The organism is Polyangium jinanense, assembly GCF_028435365.1.
Genome location: NZ_JAGTJJ010000005.1, coordinates 121,846 through 141,002, shown reverse-complemented (window position 1 = coordinate 141,002; position 19,157 = coordinate 121,846). Strand labels below are relative to the sequence as shown.

The following is a 19,157-nucleotide window of genomic DNA, read 5'->3' as shown; positions in this document are numbered from 1 at the left end:
ACAAGAGGGAAGTCAGCTCTGTGCGGCGGTCCGGGCGCGCGCAAGGGCAATGTCGCGGATGGCGTTGTTGCCCATGCGAGCGCCGCCTTCCGCGACGATCTGCCACTGCGCAGCGGACAACGTGAGCCGACTCAGCATGGGGCGCAGAGTGCCTGCAATGAAGGCCGGAGACGCGCCCGCGGCGAAAAGCAACGAGACTGCCTCGGCGAACGCGGCCTTCGACTTCTGCTCCGCTCGCTCGAGGACCTCCTGCGCCGCGTCTTCTCTGTTTCGCGCGATGGCCTCGTCGAGGAGCTCTTTCGCGGACATCTTCGCCTTGCGCTTCCGCTCTTCCCGCTCTGCGCGAGCTCGCTCCTCTTCTCTGCGTTCGGCCTCACGGTCGCGAAGCTGAAGATAATAGTCGCCGAATCCTTCCTCCACGCGGTAGTCATCCGCGACGACACGCGACGCGTACTGCGTCGCCCAATCCACGAGCGAAGCCGCGTGCAGATGAAGGGGAGGCGAATCATCGTGGCGAATCTCGAACACGCGCCCGCTCACCGTGTTCACGGCGAGGCCATCGGAGTCGCGGCCGGCGAAGGGAACCCAGGCATCCGAGAGGAGCTCGGCATTCGTGAGCCCCGACTCCGGCACCGCCTGAGGCGTCTCGCGCAGGAACCCGAGCGCGCCCATGACGGAATCGCGTTCGCCGAGCGCTCGTTCGATCGAGTAGAGGTCGAAGGCTTCGACGAACCCGTTCATCTCCTCGTGTTGGCCGTCGTGCAGCGACCACAAGGCGCGAAGTGGAGCCCCCAGCGAAAACCCGAGCTCCGCCTCGGCCTCCGCCAGTTGTTCCGCGCTCGCCCCCGGCGCGAGGTTCTGGGCCAGGAGCTCCGCGTCATGCTTCGCCATCCATGATTTGATCTGCTCGAAAGCCTGGGCCAGCGACTCTTCCGGTTTCATGAGGTCAATGCGTACCAAAACTGCCCGCGCACGCGCAAGCAGATCACGAGAGGCGGCTCAAGGCTGCGGAGCACCGGCGAGCTTGCGGTAACGCGCGGGCGTCATGCCCTCCCACCCCTGGAACGCCCGCGCGAACGTAAAGCGCGACCGAGCGCCGCGAGGCGCTCGATCATCACGCCGGGGATGGGAACGAGCTCCGCCATTGCCTCATCGTCGCATGGCGAGGAGCATTTTGGCCACCTCCGTGTCGGCGAAGTCGCCGAGCCCGTCGGCGTCGGTCGAGGCGCTGAGCGATGCCCACTTCGCGTCCTCGGCCGCCTGCGTGGCGGCCGTGATCTTCGCGAGGAACATCGCGTCGGTCCCGAGCAAAAGGCGCAGCGGCGGCTCCGGCATCCCCGCCACCGTCACGATCGCTTGCGCTCCCTTGGCAGGATCGCCGCGCATGCCGTCTTGGCCCTGACGGAGGCGGCTGCGCACCGCGCCGACGGTCTGTTCGTAGTCGGGGTGGATCGGATCGATGCGCATCGACGAGCCGCCCCAGTCGGTGCGAAACCCCCCGGGCTCCACGATTGTCACGCGAATGCCGAGCGACCGGACCTCGGTATGGAGCACCTCGGAGAAGCCCTCGACGGCCCATTTGGCCGATTGATAGGAGCTGAGGCCGGGGGTGCCTTTGCGACCTCCGATCGACGAGATCTGGATGATGTGGCCGTCGCGTTGCTTTCGCAGGACGGGGAGCGCCGCGCGCGTCACGTTCACGAGGCCGAAAAAGTTGGTCTCGAACTGGGTTCGGAAGTCCTCATCGCTCACGTCCTCGATTGAGCAGACGTTCGCATACCCCGCATTGTTGACGACGACGTCGAGGCGCCCGAACGCGCCCACGGCGGCCTCGACCGCAGCGCGCGCCGCGCCCGGATCGGATACGTCGAGCGCGACCGCGCGTGCGTGCTCGGGATGCGCCTCGACGAGCGCGTGTAGCTGCTCGGGTTTGCGCGCCGTGGCGACGACGCGATGCCCTGCCGCGAGCGCAGCTTTCGTGATCTCCCAGCCGAGTCCACGCGAGCTTCCCGTGATGAGCCAAACCTTGGACATGCAATCGCCCTTTCCGGAGCCGACCTCGCGGCTCACCCGGACAGCATTGGCCCCTCGCGACCGAGGTGCCAATCGGATCGCGCCAAAGCTTCATCCGATCGCGCCAACATCGGCGCACCCGTTCGGGTCATCGGACGCGGCATCCTGCTCGCATTGGTTTGCGGGGGAGTTTTGGAAGTTGATGCGCTGGCCTGGGAAGGCGTCATCCCCCTGATTATGTAACCTGGCAAGCCTAACGGCCTCCCGAACAGGATCACGACCCCTGCCGGAAGACCTCCCGGCCTCTCGATACGCCTCGTCCTACCAAACCGAGAGACCTCTCGGCTTCTCCGAACGACCTTGCGCCTCGATCCCGCAGATCCGGAGGCTTCGGGGCACGCCTCGTTCCCTCGAGCCCCGAGACTTCCCGGCCTCTCCGAGAGGCCCGAAGGCCCGTTCCTCGAGCCCGATCGGCCTCGTCCGACGCCCTCACGCCCCTTCTGGCGAGGCCGGCGGGGCTCCATCGGCGTCGCCGCTGCTGCGCGGCCGCCTCTGCGTGGCCTCCCGGAAGGCATCGAGCGGCCGGAGGGCGGTCCGCGCCGCCGTGATCGTGGCCGGCTTGTCCCGCTCGATTGTAGCGAGCACCTTCGTCGCGTAATCGACGATCTCCTGCCCTATCGCCCGCACGTGCTCGCCGAGGTCCTCGGAAAGCGCCGCCTCGCGCTGCAGCACCCCCGCGACCATCTTCCCATAGGCCACGTGCTGCGTCCGCACGTTCTCGAGGAACTCCTTGCCGGCGATCCGATCGAGATCGACGGCGAACCCCTCCCCGTCGATCCGCCGCAGCACCGAGTCGGCGATGGCATATTGCTCGGGATACGACTCCGTGAGGAACGAGAGCCCCGCCTCGCCGAACAAACTCGCGAGGATCTCCCCCGCGCGTTTCGCGTCCGGATACGTCTCCGCGGGGAGCAACGTATACGCCTGGAGCCTGCCGCGCAGTGCGCCCCATGAATTGTCGCCGGCCCTGTCGACGGGCCGCGAATCCTCCTCGCCCCCCTTCCCGAGCGCCTTTCTGCGCATCGTATAAGCGACCTGCGCCGCCTCCGCGACCTCCGTGAGCCGCTTCTGCGCCTTCTTGACGGACGCCGGCATGCTCTTCGGGCAGCTCTCGGCGAGCACGCGGCAAAGCGTGATGCCCCCTTCGAGGGTCATGACGGGGGCGCGGGTGTACTGAGCGGGATCGGGCGGGGTGGGGGACATGGGCGGGAGCATACCATGCAGGATGATAGAGGGAAAGAGGGAAACGAGTTTACCGGTGTGGGCAAGATTTCTCTTGAAGAACGATACGGGCCTGTGAGACCATGCCGGTTTATCGTAAGGGAGTTTTTTATGGATCCATCGAAACGAGCCCGCGCGTGGGGCAGGCGCTCGGGGATGAAGGCGATGCTCATCGCGGCTGGGCTGGTCAGCGCTTGCGGTGGCAGCCAGCCTTCGACGCCCAAGGACGCCGTTACCCTCGAGGGAATGTACCGACTGCAATGGAACGAGATGCCCAAGCAGGGGGAGGATCTGAATCGGGAGCTCTTCCAGCTCGCGTTCCCGACCCCGACGAGCGTCGCGGCGTGGCACCTTTACCCGAAGGGCGCCGATCCCGCGTGGTTTCAGGACGTGTATACCATCTGGCTGAAGACCAAGACGGGCCCCACGCTCGTGGAAGTCACGCCGTCCCGTACCAAAGGTCCTCACAACACGGAGCGAATCGAGTTTCGAGGTCTGAGGCCCGAGACCGAATACGAGATCCGGAAGAACGGCGTCGTCGTGCTCACGGCAAGGACGAGGCCCGAGGATACCACCGCGACGGAGAAGCTGAGCTTCCTCGCGTTCAGTTGCAACAACCCGTATGCCGTTTCTTTCAAGGGTGCTTCGGCGGTGGGGAGCCCGGAGTGGATGCAGCAGATGCGGATCAAGCAGAACTCCCTCCGGCTGCTGGCAGCCCGCGCCAACGGCCTCCTGCGGATCAAGGGCTTCGAGCGGCCGGACTTCGCGCTGGGCCTCGGAGACCAGATCTACGTGGATGGCGACAACAAAATGGGCGATGCGACGGCGATCTTCCAGGGGGATCGGTCGGTGCCGGCGTTCTCGGCGGCCGAATCGTACGGTGACCTGCTCGACGTGATCTATCGCGCGCACTTCGCCATGACGCCGTTTGACCGGGCGCTCCAGGGGGTGCCGGCGGCGTTGATCTGGGACGATCACGAGCTCCAAGACGGCTGGGGTACGAAGGACAACGAGCTGCCGCCTGGATTCAAGGGTTACTTCGAGAGTGCCCTCGACGCGTTCCGCGGCTTTCAGGATCTGCGCAATCCGTCGCCGCACGGCCCCCATCGACGCGGGGAAGCGACCATGGACGTGGAATTCACGTGGGGGAAGGGCGTCCGCGTCCTGATGCTCGACACGCGCTCGGCTGAGCTGCCCGTCAAATATGGCAAAGACAGGAGCGCGTACGGGTTATGGCAGAAGCAACTCCGCAAGGTGGAGGACTGGCTCCGGAGCGCCTCCGTGGACGCCCCCACGCTCTTCGTCCTCGGTCTCGCCACGCCCCTCACGGTCGCGTCCGGGGTGAGCGCAGATCAGGAGGCCTTCGCGGAAACAGCGGGATGCGGCGACGACCGCGTTCTTTCGAACCCGGAGCAGTGCGACGATCTCCACGATCTGTGGGCGTACAAGAAGGCCGCGCGGAGCGACCTGCTCCAACGGCTCACCCAGCATTTCGTGCCGAACCGGAAGCACCGCCTGCTTATCCTGAGCGGAGACGTGCATTACTCCGCCGTCCATTACCTCTCCACGGGAGAGGAATCATGCTGGCACAAGGGGAAAGGCGCATGCGGACAGGGGCCCCTGCCGGGTGATTTCTCGAGCTGGAAGCAGGAGCAGGCGTGCCGCAACCCCCCGCAAGGCTTCTCCTCCGTCCCCGAGGACGGCAAGGAGGACATCCTCTGGGGCTGGGAGGTGATCTCGTCGGGCCTCACGAACGACGCGCTGACGGTGCATGAGTCTGCAATCAAGAGCCTCGTGAAGCGTGACCTGATCCAGGTAGGCGACCCTCGTGCCGAGAACGGGGACTCGCTCGTGTCGGTGTGGCCGCGCGGCGGGATCTACGGCTCGCCGAGCTTCGCCGAGGTCCAGGTCAACAAGACGGGCGAGATGTTCGATGTCGGCGTCGTGTTTTATCCATCCGCGGACGAGGACCGATTGATCAACGACGCGCTGATGCTCGAGCGCCCGTGCCACGAGTGGGAGACAAGCGACTATAAGTTTTACGAAGGCTCTCAGCGCAAAGGCGAGGTCGCGGACGGGTGTCCCCAAGCAAAGAAGATCACGAGGGTCCCGCTCGATTGGAACTGCATTCCCGACGTAAACGTGAGCTGGACTGGCAGCAGCTACAACTGGGTGAAAGGATGCTCGGACATCCTCGGGCGCAAGCCTCCGAACGACAGCCAAAGGAGTCAATGATGATCTCGACGAGATGGAGCGGCAAACTGGGCTGGGGCCTTTCGGCTGTACTTTCGGCGGCGGCGCTGACGGGGTGCGGTCACACCGCGCTGAAGGTGCCGAGCAGCAGCGGTCTGCCGAAGGACTGCGAGGTCGGCATGCAAATGGTGTATGGCGACAGCCTCGCGGTGAGTGGCGAGCAGATGCCGACGGACGAGAGAGGCGTGCGGCAGAGCCCGCTCGCGAGCTCGAAGACGAAGGGGTCGGTCTACCTCGCGTCCCACCCGGTGTGCATGAAGATGGGCGGGAAGCTGCTCCCCCAGAGCACGATCACGCTCGAAATGGATGACGCGCGGTACGATCATTACCGGCTTTGCGGGGGTAACGTGGAGGAGCCCAAGTGGCCAGGGTCCAAGCTGTCCTGCGCCTGGAACGGTAACTTCCGTGATACACATCCGGCCGACTTCATCCTCTTCGCCGCGGATGGCAAGACCCTCGCCCAGCATCTGCGCGGCGTGCGCGCCTTTCGGAACGGCGAGCTCGCCTTCCGCTGGGTCGGCGGCCCGGACCTCGAGGAGACGACGATCAGCGGAAAGTACGTGCTGGTCGTCCCGGGGAAACAACTCAAGGCGAGCTTCATGCCGCACCTCACCCAGATCGACCTCCGCCTCGTCGGCTTTGGATCCGAGGTCGAGACGTCGTTCCTCACGGAGGAGGTGGCGCGCGTCGATAACAAGATCAAGGATCAGATTGGCCGGGCCTGGCGAGGCGCCATTTCGTCACGTGTCTTCGAGGACGCGAGGATCGCGGAGTATCTCTCCAGCCTGCAGACCCGATCCCAGGCGATCCAGTGCCGAGCGCGCGCCCTCCTGCAGCCCGACAGCACGGACGAGACCTGCCCGGGCACGAAGACCGCCGAGCTCCAGGCACGCGAAGACCTCACCACTTTTTACAAGCAGCTCAAGGAGACAGCGGCGGGGGACATCGAGGACGCCCGGAAGACGGCTGAGAAGAGCGTGCAGCAGCAGCTCGACGCCATCGGGCTCGAAGGCGAGCAGGCGCTCGTCGAGTTTTACGAGACGGTCAAGCTCTACTGGAGTGGCAATGGCGCGGGGCAAGACGGCTGGCTCCGTATCTACAACGAGGCCATCGCCAAGGAGAAGGCCGCCACACTCGCTCGCTCGCCGTCGATGAGTGAGTTCGCGGCCGCCGCCAAGAGCTACGGGATCACGATTCCGGACGAGCTCGAGGATAAACACAAACCCACGGGCGCTGCGTTCCTTGCCTGGTTCAAGCTCCGGCAGAGCGGTGACCAGCTTGGCGACATCCTGAAGCACGGGGATGCCATCATGAGGGAGGCGCTGGCAATGACGCACGAGACCTCGGACCTCATGGCGAAGATCCGCGCGGACGTCCAGAAGGTCGCGAAGGACGACGAGGCGCGGGCGCAGCTCTTCCAGGACGTCTTCGACGCGCTCGATCCCGCGGATCCCTTCGTCCAGTACGAGGACAACCCGCCTCAAGCCAAGGGGGAGAGCATCCTGTCGATGCGCTACAGCGACAAGCAACAGTTCTACGCGCTCGCGCCCTGGTATGCCGTGTCCATGCGCGTCTCGGGGGACGTCAGCGTCCAGTTCAACGAGAGCGTGCTCATTCCGGTCATCGACGTCGTCGGCTCGCGGTGGCAGTTTTCGCGCAGCCGGTTCGGCGATTTCCGTCTCGCCCTAGGCGTTGCCAACCTATTCGAAGACGTGCCCGAGGACGAGCGCAACACCACGGACGACAAGACCCGATACCGCGTCGTCCCGCAGTTGTCGATCAGCGCTGGCACGGTGCGGCTGGGCCTCGGGTATGCATTCGGTCAACAGACCGGGATGGACAAGAACCCGTTCGATCCCTTCCGTGTCTTTCTCGGCGCCGACCTGGTGAAGCTCATCTCCGGTCGAAACGCCGAAGTGTTCTGAGCGCGCCCGTGATCAATCGCGTTCGGTGAGGTGACTGCGGTCGTACGGCGGCTCCCCTGGATCGCCGAACATCTCGGTGGCCTCGACAATCTGGCCATTGCGCACGCGGTAGAAGCCGCTTGCGTAAAACACGTCCTTTCCGAGGACGATGGTCACCCTCGCCGCGGCGCGTTCGCCCTCGGCGAGCACTTCCTCCACGGTGATGTGCCAGTCTCCGGGGTAGGTCCGGTTCACCTCGACGAACGTATCGGCGCCGCGGATCCGCTCTCGCGTCTGCGGCCACGTCACGACCACATCGTCGGCGACGAGGCGCCGCACGGCGCCCCAGTTTCTCGCTTCCATGCCTTCCCAGACCGATCGAACGACGAGCGCTGCGTCCATGGTGCCAGGCTGTTCGCCCAAGTCCGCCGCGTCGTCAAGGGCGTTTCGGACATGGTCGACGGAGCTTCCCTCGTGTATCCTTCGTCTCGTGCAGATTCGCCACCTCCGGCCGTCCGATTACCGCGTCATGCCCTGGAAGAATGGTCTCGGCACCACGACCGAGATTGCCGTCGACCCGCCTGGGGCTGGGCTCGACGATTTCGCCTGGCGATTGAGCATCGCCGATCTCGCGGCCTCGGGGCCGTTCTCCACGTTTCCGGGTATCGAGCGGATCATCCTCCAGACCGAGGGAGAGCCAATGGAGCTCGTGCACGAGGGGCGAGGCGGGCGGCGGCTCGCGCTCCTCTCGCCTTATCGCTTCGATGGCGCGTGGCCCACGCACGGCGAGCTCGGAGGGACGCCCGCGCGCGATTTCAACATCATGGCGCGCCGGTCTCGTTTCCGCCCGAGCGCCGCGGTTCATTCGCTCGCCCGCGGCTCCAGGGTCCGCCTCTGCCTGGCGGCGGAGACGCAGATCGTTCACGCATTCCGCGGGACGGTCGCGATTCGTGTCGACGGGTCCGATACGGCCGCCGATCTCCTCGGGGCGGAGACGTTGATCGTGGAGGGCCAAGTGGAGATCGAGGTCGCCGCGGACGTGGAGGAGGCGGTGGTGTTCGTCGTGGCGCTCGACGGATCCCATCGTTGAAGCGCTTGACAGGCCAACCGTATTTCATTCCCATCCTTCCATGGCACACCGGATCGCGGCCCTCGCTCTCGTTCTCGTCACGGCGTCATTTGTCGCATGCACGGAAAATAGTCCCTCCTCGCCCACGGGCGGTGCTGGAAACGGAGGCGCAGGCGCAGACGGAACCGGAGGCGCGGGCGCGAGCGGAGGCGCAGGCGGTACCGGCGGCACGGGTGGAACCGGGGGCGCCGGTGGAGATGCAGGGGCAGGCGGAGCGAGCCCGGGGAACGAGCTCGTGCATGCAGATTTCCAGCAGCGCGCGCCCGGGGATTACAGCGAGGACATGGTCGCGGGCGATTTCCTCGGGGCGCCGAGCTGGAACAATGGGCTCGACGAGGGGCGCGCAAGCATCGTCGATGAAGCGGGGAATCGATTCCTGCGGGTGACGTACCCGGCGGGCGAGGTTGGCCCGGACAATGGCGGTGTGCAGTTCGAGGTGCCGCTCGGGCAGACGTACCAGGAGCTTTACCTCGCCTATCGCGTGCGGTTCGGCGCTGATTTTGCCTTCGTGAAGGGCGGCAAGCTCCCCGGGCTCGTCGGCGGTTCAGCTCCCACGGGCTGCGTCGAGGACACGACCGGCTTCTCGGCACGGATGATGTGGCGCACCGGGGGCGCGGCGGTCCAGTACATGTATTTCCCCGAGAAGATCAATAGCTGCGGCGACGATTACGATTACATGTCAGGCGGGAGCGCGGTTCATTTCGAGCCGGGGACCTGGCACACGGTCGAGCATCGGCTTTTGATGAACACGCCCGGCGAGCACGATGGCGTCCTCCAGGCCTGGTTCGATGGGCAGTCGGTCCTCGACGAGCAGGCGTTTCTCTTCCGGCTCGCAGACGCGACCTACGGCATCGACACACTGTACTTCTCGACCTTCTTCGGCGGCAGCGACGCGAGCTGGGCGCCGCCCTCCGCGCAAACCGTCGACTACGACGATTTCATCATCTCCACGGGCCCCATCACGCACTGAGCGGCCTCGGTTTTTTTCGACAATACAAAAGGGGAGGGCACGTGCTGTCGCTGATCGGGATCGCCGTGGTGGTCTTGGGCTTCATGGCCCGTCTCAACCCGCTCTTGGTGGTGACGGCGGCGGCCCTTGTGACCGGGCTGGCCGGCGGGATGGGGCCCGTCGAGGTCGTGGCGACCTTTGGCAAGGCCTTTCAAGAGAACCGATACGTGAGCGTGGTCTGGGTCGTGCTGCCCGTGATCGGGCTGCTCGAGCGCGCCGGATTGCAGGAGCGGGCCAAGACCCTGATCGGCGCCATCCGCGCGGCCACCGCCGGCCGGCTGCTGCTGCTTTATTTCGTTTTACGTCAAATCACCGCGGCGCTCGGTCTGACCTCGCTCGGCGGGCACGCCCAGATGGTGCGACCGCTCATCGCCCCCATGGCCGAGGCGGCCGCCGAGACGCACCACGGACCGCTCCCCGAGGCAGCACGCGAGACCGTGCGAGCGCACGCCGCCGCGGCCGATAACATCGCGCTGTTCTTCGGGGAGGACATCTTCATCGCGATCGCCTCGATCCTCCTGATCAAGGGCTTCCTCGCGCAGAACGGGATTCTCGTCGAACCGCTCCAGCTCTCGGTCTGGGCCATTCCCACGGCGATCTGCGCCTTGCTGATCCATGGAGCGCAGATGATGTTGTTCGACCGGCACCTGGCCCGCATGATCGCCGAGGGGCCGCGATGATCGGGCTCGGGGTCCTTTACGCCATCGCGGGCATCTTTTTCGTCGTCATCGCGGTGCTGAGCGCGCGCGACGAAAAGAACCCGAAGCGCTGGAGGAACACCACGTTCTGGGGGCTGTTCGCGGTGAGCTTTCTGTTCGGCTCGTACCTGCCGGACGTGGTCAACGGCCTCGTTGTCCTTGCCATGGTGCTCACGGCGGGCATTGGCGGACTGGGGCGCGGCGCGCCGGCCACGAGCGGCCCCGAGGAGCGACGCGCGAGCGCGGCCCGCCTCGGCAACAAGCTCTTTCTGCCGGCGCTCGCGATTCCCACCACGGCGCTCCTCGGCACGTTCCTGTTCAAGCGGCCCGAGCTCGCGGGGCTCGTCGATCCCAAGCAGGCGACCCTGGTCTCGCTGATCCTGGGCGTGTTCGTCGCGTTGGCCATTGCGATGCCGATGCTCGGGGCGAGGCCGAAGGTCCCGATGCAGGAGGGGCGCCGGCTGCTCGACACGGTCGGCTGGGCCGCCATTCTGCCGCAGATGCTCGCCGCGCTCGGCGCGGTCTTCGCGGCGGCCGGGGTCGGGACCGCCATCGGGAAGATCGCGTCGATGTGGCTGCCTGCCGGGAGCCAGCTCGCCGCGGTGGCGGCTTATACTCTCGGCATGGCCCTCTTCACCATGATCATGGGGAACGCCTTCGCCGCGTTTCCGGTGATGACCGCTGGGGTCGGCTTGCCGCTGATCGTCCAGCATTTCGGCGGAAATCCTGCGATCATGGGCGCCGTGGGCATGTTGTCGGGCTTCTGCGGGACCCTGATGACCCCCATGGCCGCGAATTTCAACATCGTGCCTGCTGCGCTCCTCGAGCTCTCCGACCGAAATGGAGTCATCAAGGCGCAGGTCCCCACGGCCCTCCTTCTCCTCCTCGCCAACACAGTCCTGATGTATGTCCTCGTTTTCCGCTTCTGAGCTCACCCCGGAGCTGGCCACGAAATTCGCGCGGCTCGCGCTGGGCCACGTCACCCGGCCCTACCCGTACAAGCTCGACCACGTGATGGCCGGCGACGAGGATGTCCTGCCGCCGCGGGTCTTGCATCCGATTTTCCACGGCAGCTTCGATTGGCATTCGTGCGTTCACGGCTACTGGCTGCTCGCGCGCCTCATGCGGCGATTCCCGGGAATGGCCCCGGCGGCCGAGATTCGTGTTCTGTTCGAGCGCATGCTGTCTCCGGAGAACGTCGCTGGAGAGCTTGCTTATCTCGCCCGCCCGGAGAGCAAGGGCTTCGAGCGGCCTTATGGCTGGGCGTGGCTGCTCATGCTGGGCGCAGAGCTCGAATGCCACGAAGGGGCCTCTTATCGCGAGGTCCTGCGCCCCCTGGCGCGCGCCTTCGCCCAGCGGTTCAAGGCCTTCCTGCCGAAGGCGACCTATCCGATCCGCACCGGCACGCATTTCAACACGGCATTCGCCCTGGCGCTCGCCTCCGAGTATGCGGAGGCCGTGAACGATCACGAATTGGCCCGACTGATCGAGGCCACTGCCAGGGGATGGTACCTCGCCGACGCAGCCGCCCCGGCCTGGGAGCCCAGCGGCGACGATTTCCTCTCCCCCACGCTGATCGAAGCCGAATGCCTGCGCCGCCTGCTTCCGGCGGCCGAGTTTCGCCCATGGTTCGCGCGTTTCCTGCCGCGAGCGGCCGACCGAATGCCTGAATGCCTCTTCAAGCCGGCCATCGTGAGCGACCGCAGCGATGGCAAAATCGCTCACCTCGACGGGCTCAATCTGAGCCGGGCCTGGTGCTTCCGTTCGATTGCGGGGTCGCTCCCGGCGGACGACCCCGTGCGCTCCGTCGCGCTTTCGGCCGCCGACGAACACCTCGCCGCGGGGCTCGCTCACGTGGCCGGCGATTACATGGGCGAGCACTGGCTGGCAACGTTCGCCCTGCTCGCACTGGAAGCAGGGTAAGTAGAACGTCCCGAGCGCCCTGGATCGTCGGTTCCAGGGCGCTCGCAGCATGGCTCATTTGCAGATCAGCTTGCCATTCTGGCAGGTGCCCGAGCAGCAGTCCGCGTCGGCCGCGCAGCTCTCGCCGGCCGCCTTGCAGACGTCGACGCTGTCGCTGCCGACCGTGCCGCTGATGCCCAGGAGGGCGCTGAGCGCGGCCTTGGCCTGCACGAGGCCATATCCGAACGACGAATCGCGTCCGGCCGCGCCGAGGTCCTGCGCCGAAGCGTTGATCGCATTGCGGATCTCGGCGTTCGTCGCCGTCGGCTTCTGGCTCCAGAGGAGCGCGGCGGCGCCCGAGACGTGCGGCGTCGCCATCGACGTTCCATTCCACCACTCGTAGCCCGTGCCCGGCACGAGCCGGGCCGTGTTCAGCGAGGCGCTCGTGCCGAGGGAATTCGTGACGAGCTTTTGCCCGTCCTCCATTCGCAGCGTGAGGGCCGGGAGCACGCTCGTGACGCCCGTGCCGAGCGAGCCCGAGAAGAAGCCGGAGACGTTGTTGTAGACGACCACGCCGACGCCGCCGCCTTGACGCACGTTGTCGACCTTGGCGGCGAGGTCGTTCCCGCCGCGCTTGCAAAGGACGATCTTGTTTTCCCACGCGCCGATCGTGTCGCACAGGCCGCCGTTCACGAGCACGCCCGAGACGGTCATTTGCGCCGCGCCCCCGACGAGCCCGCCCGATTCGACGTTCGAGCCCGCCGTGACGCTCGGCGTCGCCCAGGGAACGGTCGAGAGCACGCTCACGCCCGGCGCGGCGATCTCGACGTCGGCATTGCGCTGCGAGAAGCTGGCGAGCGCCTTGGTACTGTCCACCGCCGCCACCGACATGACCGAGGCATATCCGGCCGGATAGGACGTCGACGTGTTGCCCCCGTTGCCCGCGGCCGCGATCGGGAGAATGCCCGCGTCATAAGCATTCTGGAAGGCGATGTCCTCGAGGAAGCTCCTCACCGAACCCCCGAGGCTCATGCTGACGACCTTCGCCCCGGCGGCCCTGCACTTGCTGAGCGCGTTGATGAGGGTCGATGCGTATGCCCAGGAGCAGTTGTTCCCGAAGACCCGCACGATATAAAGGGATACGTTGCCCGGGGCGACGCCGACGACGCCCTGCGTGTTGTTCACCGCGGCGATCGTGCCCGCGACGTGCGTGCCGTGGCCACAGCCGTCCATGTTCCACGGCAGGTTGCCATCGTAGCCCGCGACGGGGACACCCTTGAGATCGGCATGCTCGGTGTAGAGGCCCGAATCGATGATGCAGACCTTCGTGTCGCTTCCACTCAGGTTCGCCAGGGCCGGATCCGATGCCTGCACCATCGAGATGCCATAGGGCGGCCATTGCGTGAAGAGCTCGCGCCTGGGGTCGACCTCGACGTACTCGACGTTCGGGTTCTTGGCGAGGGCTTGAACGGCCGCGTCGGGCAGCGTGACGGCGATGGCGCCGTGGTCGGGGAGCTCGAGCTCGAGCTGACCTGCCGTCGCCGCGAGCACCTCGCCTCGCTTCGAATAATCCCTGAGCTTGAGAATGTACCGGCCATCCGGGGAGAGGGCCGCCGGGGCGGTCCCCACGTCTTCCGCGCCCTCGTCCACGCCGGTGGTACACGCCGCCAGACCGAACGAAACGAGCACGAAAACGAATACACGTCCAAGCCTGTTCGTCATACCGGTCCTTTCGGGATGGACGATGCCCGACGTCCTGATCGCTCCACGATCGACGATACGGTCGTCCAGTCGAAGCTGCCCGCGAGGCGCGTGGACTTTGCTCCGCGAATGGGGTCTCGGCAATGGTTCGTCTTCGAGATAGCCCCTCGGGACCCCCATTCAAATGCGGTAAGGGGGCCGAAGGATGGGAATGTGGCGTAGAACGATCGGGGACGGCGGATCTACGGGCTCAGGTGGGCGATCAATGCACGGGACCGCGCGTGACGAGCGCATACTCGTGCTCGCCCCAGATCGTCTTGCCGCCGCCATGCACCTCTTCGCGCACGTCCATGTGTTCCAGGAGCAATCGGAGCGTGCCGCGCGCGTCCACGGACGCGGCCCATACGGTGTCGTCGCCCGCGTGGCCGAAGCGCGTTGCCCAGCGTGGTTCGCCGCCTTCCCCGAAGCTCGCGACGAAACCATCCGGCGGCGGCGTGCGGCCATAAGGCTTCTCCATGACATAAGCCTCGCTCTCGAGCACATGATCGCCGAAGCGCATCGGGCCGGTGAAAGCCCCGGTCGCAATCAGCCGGCCGCGCCCGTCGCTGCCGAGGTGGGTCACGTGATCGCGTCCCGGTCCACCGAAGCGCTGCGCCCAGCGCTCGACGCCGGGCGGGGCGAGCCGCAGCACGATTGCGTCCTCCGAGGATTCCCCGAGCGGCGGCTGATTCTGACCGGCCAAGCGCACCGGTCCTCGGACCCTGCCCCCGACCACGACGTCGCCCCCGGCCAAGGGTGTGATTGCATCGAGATCCATATCGACGGGCTCGCCGTGCCAGCTCCAGCGGTATTCACCCTGCGTCGATAACGCGAGGACGACGGCGCCCACGGGACGCTGTTCCCCCTGGTGCCTGGCGGAAGCGGCGACGACCTCGCCCGTCGCCGTCAGCGCAATGCTGGTCATGCGCGCGCCGGCTCCTCCGCAGGCGCGCACCCACGCGAGCGAGCCGTCCGGTCGAAAGCGTGCAAGGAAGCCGGTGCCCTCGGGCTCGTCGAATGCGCCGTCGCCGGTTGCGATTCGCCCTTGAAAGCCGCCGGCGACGTAGGCATCGCCGGCCGGGTCGACGGCGACCGCGTCGAGCGAGGCGCCGAGTGATGCCGAAACGACACGCGACCAAAGCACGCGCCCATGGCTCGCGATCTTGGCAATGAAGGCGCTCGGCGCGTCGCCCACCGGACCGAGCCAAGCGACCTCCGCGGCATCACCCGCGGGGCGCCGCGCGACCCCCACCGCGATTGCATTGCCTTCCGGATCGAATGCCACGGCGCGGGCAGATGCGCCGCGAGCATAGAGGCGAAAGACGCGGGGGCCGTGGGCATCGAAGCGCGAAAGGAAATCGGCGTCCGAGCCGGCGACGAGCGCGTCGCCTTCGTCCGTGACGGCGAGGCCCCAGGCACCGCTCGGGTTGATTCGCGACGCGACGACGGTCGACCCTATCGACGCGCGGTCGGCAAAACGAGCCGTGGCCGCCATCCAGAACTGGTCCGGCATGAGCTCGCAGGGGCCGGTGCCCGAGCACGCGCCGGCCCAGCCCACGAACGTCGAATGCTCGTCGGGGATGGCCTTCAGCCGAAGCGCGACTCCTTTGCCCCAGTGGTCGAGGCATTCGACCCCGCAGCCTTCCGGCAGCTCTTCGACGACGACACGGCCGCTGCCGAGCCCGGACATTTCGACGCGCGGCTGCCAGACCTGCGGCTCGGGCCCGAACAGGAGCGCGCGCGAAGAGCAACCACCGAGCGCAGTGGCCAGCGCGGCGACGGTCGTGATCGCGCGTATTCGGTTCGTCATGGGAGTCGACCTCGTGGGCCATGTTACCGCGTCGTGGCGTATGGCTCAAGCGACCTTCGCGATCGAGCGGTATCGGGGTGGAGCCGGCTCATCCTTCTGTACACCAAGGATCGGGGCTACGATTGCATCGAGAATACAAAGGTGCCGGAAAGCTCGAATTCGCGGGGTTCGATTCGGAAACGGGGCGGCGTCCTTGACATCGGGAGTCTGTTTGCTAGCCACCATAACCATGCGTCCTACGAACTTCGTCCGGCCGTTGTACCTGCTCGGGATCGTCGCAACCGTGCTGGCGGTCGATGGTCGTGCATTTGCGTGCTCGGGTCCGGGGGCGATGGAAGCGATCCTCCGCGCCGAACGGCTCGGCTGGATCCTGTGGGGCGTGACCTTGCTCGTGGCAGTGGGCTCGACCTTGGTTCCTCGGCTGCGCGCCGCGGGCTTTCGGAAGCAGTGGCCCTTGCTCCTGCTTTTGGTGCTTCATCCGGGCTGGTGGATGAGCGCTCGCTCCGGGGACTGCGGACGAACGCTTTTGGCAGGCTCGGTTCTCGTCGCGGCGCTGACGCCCCTCGTGGCCGGGGTCCTGTTTTGGCGATCGGGACGCGCGGCTCGCGCGGCTTGAGATCGAAAGGTCGCTCGCGCGCTGCCATTGCCGGCCCGCGGCGCAACGCGTAAGGTGCGCGGCCCATGAGGCACCTTTTCGCTCGCCGCGCTCGCGGCATTCTTTTTGGTAGCACCCTCGCCCTCGCCGCGTGCGGCGGTGAGGACACTCCCCCGCCCAGTGTCCCGGGTGCGCCGGAAACCCCGGCCCCCGAGATCGCGGGGACGCCCGAGACCGACGCCCTCGCCGACGCCCCGGCCCGCTGCGGGCAGCCCGATCACGCTTGGAAGAGGGATCTCGCGCTCGGCGAGATCACCACGCACAGGCCGACGGCAACGTACCCCAAGGGCCTGCTCGACGCGCTCGCGGGCGAGGTGCTCGGAGACCTGCCCGTCTCGTTGCAATACGACGTCGTGACCCACGTGTTCACGTACGTGACGCAGGATCGCGGCAAGCCCGTGGAGGCGACGGCGCTCGTCGCGTGGCCGACGACCGTGCCCGAGGGCGCAGAGGCGTTGCCGACGCTCATGGTCCTGCATGGCACCAGCGGTTTCACCGATGGCTGCGGTCCGAGCGCGGAGACGGATACTGCGGCGCTCGCGGCGGCGCTCGCGTCGATCGGCTACATCGTCGTGGCGCCCGATTACATCGGCCTCAAGAACGAGGAGCCGCCCACGGGCTTTTTGCATCCGTACCTGGTCGGTCAGGCGACGGCCATTGCGTCGCTCGACGCGGCCCGCGCGGTCCTGCGCCTGCCCGAGGAGATCCGCGAGGGCGGCGCACGACCCTCGACGCGGCTCGCCGTGGTGGGCGGATCCCAGGGCGGGCACGCGGCGCTCTGGGTGGATCGTCTCGCGCCTTATTATGCGCGCGAGTTCGACGTCGTCGGCATTGCGACCACGGTCCCGCCTGCGGACTTGATCGGCGAGGGCACGCTTGCGCTCACCACGAGGCGCAACTCGACCGACAACATGGTCGCCTTTTATGGCGCGAGCGCGGGCTGGTACGGCGCGGAGGGCAAGCTCGCGGAGGTGCTGCTCCCGCCGCTCGATCAGGACGTCGTGGAGGCCCTGGGCGCGGGGTGCGATCCGGGGGATTTCCTTGCGGGCAAGGAGATGCTTTCGTCGATCTTCCAGCCCGCGGTGCTCGACGCCGCCGCGTCGGGGACGCTGGATGAGCTCGCGCCATGGGGCTGCATGGCCGCCGAGAATGGTTTGACCACGACGAGCGTGTCGCGCATCCAGAAGGACGCGGAGAGTTATGGCATCCTGTTCGTCACGGGCGAGGCGGACACGCTGGTCGATACGCCGACCGAACGCGCCGCGTTCGCGTCGCTGTGCGAGGCGGGGATGCCCATGCGTTACCTCGAGTGCGCCGGCGCCTCGCACACGAAGGCCACGACGTGGGCGTTGCCCGAGATCCTGACCTTCCTCGGGGATCGCGTAGCGGGCAAACCCTTCGAGAAATCCTGTTCCACGAGCGCCCCCGCGACCTGCGCGGGAACCCCGGCACCTTAAATCAAGGATTCCGCGTCCAGGAGGGACGCGGAATTTTTGGACGTAGGGCAGGGGAGGTGCGCCAGCCAGTCGCGCAACGCGGGGTCGGAAGCGGCATGGTCTCGCCGTTGACCACGCGTTGCGCGAAGCGGTGGCAGGATCGTCATCATATTGACGTTACTCGCCGTGCCGAACCATCGGATGGGTCGGGAAGGTTCGTTTTTACGACCAGAAGTGGCGATTACGATTGACGCCGGGTCGTGGATTCTGTTACCCAAAAGATGGGGAGAAACTTTTGAATCATCGTAACACACCCCTTCAAGCTTCTCGGCGGGGGATGCTTCCTTCCGGCAGGAGAAAAGTCCTCATCATCGATGATGACGACGACTTCGGCCGGAACGCGGCATCTGCGCTCGAAGGTGCGGGTTTCATCGCGCGTTTCAACCACGGGCCGCAGGGGAGCTTGCAGGCGATCCGGGAGACGTCTTGCGATGTGGTGTTGCTCGACGTGAATATGCCGCAACTCGACGGCCCACGTCTGGTGCGAATGATCCGGGAGACCTCGAGCGCGCCGCGCGTACGCGTGATCCTGTGCAGCAACATGCACAAGGGTCTCTTGCAGAAGCTCGCGGATCGGCTCGGCGCCGACGGTGCCATCCAGAAGCCCGAGGACACGCAGGAGCTCGCCTCCGCTCTCGAAGCGGCGCTCCTCGCCGAGCCGGCGAGCCGCGTGCGCGTGATCGCGACAGGGCTCCTTTCGGACGCCCTTCGAGAGACGCCCGCACGGTCAAGCGGCGCCGAGGGGCCTCCTTCCACGAGGAGGGGGTCGGACCCGGAGACGGGCAGCCTCGACATCGTCATCGAGTCGCCGGACCTCGTGGTGCTCAAGGCGCGGGGCGCTGTCACGAACGACATTGGCAAGGCCGCGCTCTCGCGGATGGAGGCGTGGGCCCGTCCGCGCCCCTATTACCTCATCCTTTTCGATATGTCCGAGACCGTCGACCTCGACGCGGCGGCGCGGGACCAGATGAGCGCCTGGGCGAGGCGCGTGCCGCCCCACGCGATGGCCGTGTTTGGTGCGGACTTCCATATTCAGGTGGTCCTCGAAATGGTCCAACGTGCGGTGTCGAAGCTCACCGGCAGGCCTTTGCATCGAAATTTCTCGCGGGACGAGGCCGCGGCGAGGGCGTGGCTCGACAAGATGCGGCCGAGTCTCGGCACAGGGAGCTAAAAGCTTCGCGCCGCCGCTCGGCCGCTTCGCCCGGGGCGCGTCCGGCGGCGGGTCGACACGTCACCCGCGTAGAAAGACAGAGCATACGAAATGGCC

At 66.6% G+C, this 19,157-nt stretch carries 16 protein-coding genes; 10 read left to right on the top strand and 6 right to left on the bottom strand.

The features are described from left to right. Positions 1–12 precede the first annotated feature (12 nt). The 3 genes from KEG57_RS13815 to KEG57_RS13805 form a co-directional block, all read right to left on the bottom strand. Positions 13–942, bottom strand: coding sequence for an SMI1/KNR4 family protein (locus KEG57_RS13815; protein ID WP_272458527.1), 930 nt, complete (start codon positions 940–942; stop codon positions 13–15). 207 nt (positions 943–1,149) lie between these two features. After that, positions 1,150–2,034, bottom strand: a complete 885-nt coding sequence (locus KEG57_RS13810; RefSeq protein WP_272420239.1) for an oxidoreductase — start codon at positions 2,032–2,034, stop codon at positions 1,150–1,152. Positions 2,035–2,502: 468 nt separating this feature from the next. Beyond that, positions 2,503–3,276, bottom strand: a complete 774-nt coding sequence (locus tag KEG57_RS13805) for a hypothetical protein (RefSeq protein WP_272458526.1) — start codon at positions 3,274–3,276, stop codon at positions 2,503–2,505. A gap of 129 nt (positions 3,277–3,405) precedes the next feature. Between KEG57_RS13805 and KEG57_RS13800 the strand changes: the two genes are divergently transcribed. After that, the gene (locus KEG57_RS13800) at positions 3,406–5,529 is read left to right on the top strand and encodes an alkaline phosphatase D family protein (RefSeq protein ID WP_272420237.1); all 2,124 of its coding nucleotides are present in this window, start codon (positions 3,406–3,408) and stop codon (positions 5,527–5,529) included. Continuing rightward, positions 5,529–7,472: a hypothetical protein gene (locus tag KEG57_RS13795; RefSeq protein WP_272420236.1), complete on the top strand. Its 1,944-nt coding sequence runs from the start codon at positions 5,529–5,531 to the stop codon at positions 7,470–7,472. Before KEG57_RS13800 ends, KEG57_RS13795 begins: the two co-directional genes overlap by 1 nt. A 12-nt stretch (positions 7,473–7,484) precedes the next feature. Here the strand turns inward: KEG57_RS13795 and KEG57_RS13790 are convergent, their stop codons facing one another. After that, positions 7,485–7,853: a nuclear transport factor 2 family protein gene (locus KEG57_RS13790; protein ID WP_272420235.1), complete on the bottom strand. Its 369-nt coding sequence runs from the start codon at positions 7,851–7,853 to the stop codon at positions 7,485–7,487. A gap of 88 nt (positions 7,854–7,941) precedes the next feature. Here KEG57_RS13790 and KEG57_RS13785 point away from each other — a divergent pair, with 88 nt between their 5' ends. The 5 genes from KEG57_RS13785 to KEG57_RS13765 are packed head-to-tail and all read left to right on the top strand — an operon-like array spanning position 7,942 to position 12,210. Then, on the top strand, positions 7,942–8,541 hold the full coding sequence (locus KEG57_RS13785; RefSeq protein ID WP_272420234.1) for a HutD/Ves family protein: 600 nt from the start codon (positions 7,942–7,944) through the stop codon (positions 8,539–8,541). Between the two features lie 40 nt (positions 8,542–8,581). Further along, complete coding sequence (locus tag KEG57_RS13780) at positions 8,582–9,550, top strand: polysaccharide lyase (protein ID WP_272420233.1); 969 nt, start codon at positions 8,582–8,584, stop codon at positions 9,548–9,550. A gap of 41 nt (positions 9,551–9,591) precedes the next feature. After that, complete coding sequence (locus tag KEG57_RS13775) at positions 9,592–10,269, top strand: DUF969 domain-containing protein (RefSeq protein ID WP_272420232.1); 678 nt, start codon at positions 9,592–9,594, stop codon at positions 10,267–10,269. After that, positions 10,266–11,216: a DUF979 domain-containing protein gene (locus tag KEG57_RS13770; protein WP_272420231.1), complete on the top strand. Its 951-nt coding sequence runs from the start codon at positions 10,266–10,268 to the stop codon at positions 11,214–11,216. Before KEG57_RS13775 ends, KEG57_RS13770 begins: the two co-directional genes overlap by 4 nt. Next, positions 11,194–12,210: a DUF2891 domain-containing protein gene (locus tag KEG57_RS13765; RefSeq protein WP_272420230.1), complete on the top strand. Its 1,017-nt coding sequence runs from the start codon at positions 11,194–11,196 to the stop codon at positions 12,208–12,210. Before KEG57_RS13770 ends, KEG57_RS13765 begins: the two co-directional genes overlap by 23 nt. A 54-nt stretch (positions 12,211–12,264) precedes the next feature. Here the strand turns inward: KEG57_RS13765 and KEG57_RS13760 are convergent, their stop codons facing one another. Beyond that, positions 12,265–13,911, bottom strand: a complete 1,647-nt coding sequence (locus tag KEG57_RS13760) for a S8 family serine peptidase (RefSeq protein WP_272420229.1) — start codon at positions 13,909–13,911, stop codon at positions 12,265–12,267. Between the two features lie 241 nt (positions 13,912–14,152). Further along, positions 14,153–15,739 (bottom strand): NHL repeat-containing protein, encoded by a 1,587-nt coding sequence (locus KEG57_RS13755; RefSeq protein WP_272420228.1) that lies wholly within the window; start codon positions 15,737–15,739, stop codon positions 14,153–14,155. Between the two features lie 229 nt (positions 15,740–15,968). Between KEG57_RS13755 and KEG57_RS13750 the strand changes: the two genes are divergently transcribed. From KEG57_RS13750 to KEG57_RS13740, 3 genes are all read left to right on the top strand, one after another. Further along, positions 15,969–16,355, top strand: coding sequence for a hypothetical protein (locus KEG57_RS13750; protein WP_272420227.1), 387 nt, complete (start codon positions 15,969–15,971; stop codon positions 16,353–16,355). A gap of 65 nt (positions 16,356–16,420) precedes the next feature. After that, positions 16,421–17,851: a lipase family protein gene (locus KEG57_RS13745; protein WP_272420226.1), complete on the top strand. Its 1,431-nt coding sequence runs from the start codon at positions 16,421–16,423 to the stop codon at positions 17,849–17,851. A gap of 316 nt (positions 17,852–18,167) precedes the next feature. Continuing rightward, positions 18,168–19,061, top strand: coding sequence for a response regulator (locus KEG57_RS13740; protein WP_272420225.1), 894 nt, complete (start codon positions 18,168–18,170; stop codon positions 19,059–19,061). The last annotated feature ends 96 nt before the right edge of the window (positions 19,062–19,157 follow it).

Bases quoted from the DNA above. Each gene is read 5' to 3' on its own strand.
- KEG57_RS13815 (WP_272458527.1), bottom strand. From the start codon at position 942: ATGAAACCGGAAGAGTCGCTGGCCCAGGCTTTCGAGCAGATCAAATCA.
- KEG57_RS13810 (WP_272420239.1), bottom strand. From the start codon at position 2,034: ATGTCCAAGGTTTGGCTCATCACGGGAAGCTCGCGTGGACTCGGCTGG.
- KEG57_RS13805 (WP_272458526.1), bottom strand. From the start codon at position 3,276: ATGTCCCCCACCCCGCCCGATCCCGCTCAGTACACCCGCGCCCCCGTC.
- KEG57_RS13800 (WP_272420237.1), top strand. From the start codon at position 3,406: ATGGATCCATCGAAACGAGCCCGCGCGTGGGGCAGGCGCTCGGGGATG.
- KEG57_RS13795 (WP_272420236.1), top strand. From the start codon at position 5,529: ATGATCTCGACGAGATGGAGCGGCAAACTGGGCTGGGGCCTTTCGGCT.
- KEG57_RS13790 (WP_272420235.1), bottom strand. From the start codon at position 7,853: ATGGACGCAGCGCTCGTCGTTCGATCGGTCTGGGAAGGCATGGAAGCG.
- KEG57_RS13780 (WP_272420233.1), top strand. From the start codon at position 8,582: ATGGCACACCGGATCGCGGCCCTCGCTCTCGTTCTCGTCACGGCGTCA.
- KEG57_RS13770 (WP_272420231.1), top strand. From the start codon at position 10,266: ATGATCGGGCTCGGGGTCCTTTACGCCATCGCGGGCATCTTTTTCGTC.
- KEG57_RS13765 (WP_272420230.1), top strand. From the start codon at position 11,194: ATGTCCTCGTTTTCCGCTTCTGAGCTCACCCCGGAGCTGGCCACGAAA.
- KEG57_RS13760 (WP_272420229.1), bottom strand. From the start codon at position 13,911: ATGACGAACAGGCTTGGACGTGTATTCGTTTTCGTGCTCGTTTCGTTC.
- KEG57_RS13755 (WP_272420228.1), bottom strand. From the start codon at position 15,739: ATGACGAACCGAATACGCGCGATCACGACCGTCGCCGCGCTGGCCACT.
- KEG57_RS13750 (WP_272420227.1), top strand. From the start codon at position 15,969: ATGCGTCCTACGAACTTCGTCCGGCCGTTGTACCTGCTCGGGATCGTC.
- KEG57_RS13745 (WP_272420226.1), top strand. From the start codon at position 16,421: ATGAGGCACCTTTTCGCTCGCCGCGCTCGCGGCATTCTTTTTGGTAGC.
- KEG57_RS13740 (WP_272420225.1), top strand. From the start codon at position 18,168: ATGCTTCCTTCCGGCAGGAGAAAAGTCCTCATCATCGATGATGACGAC.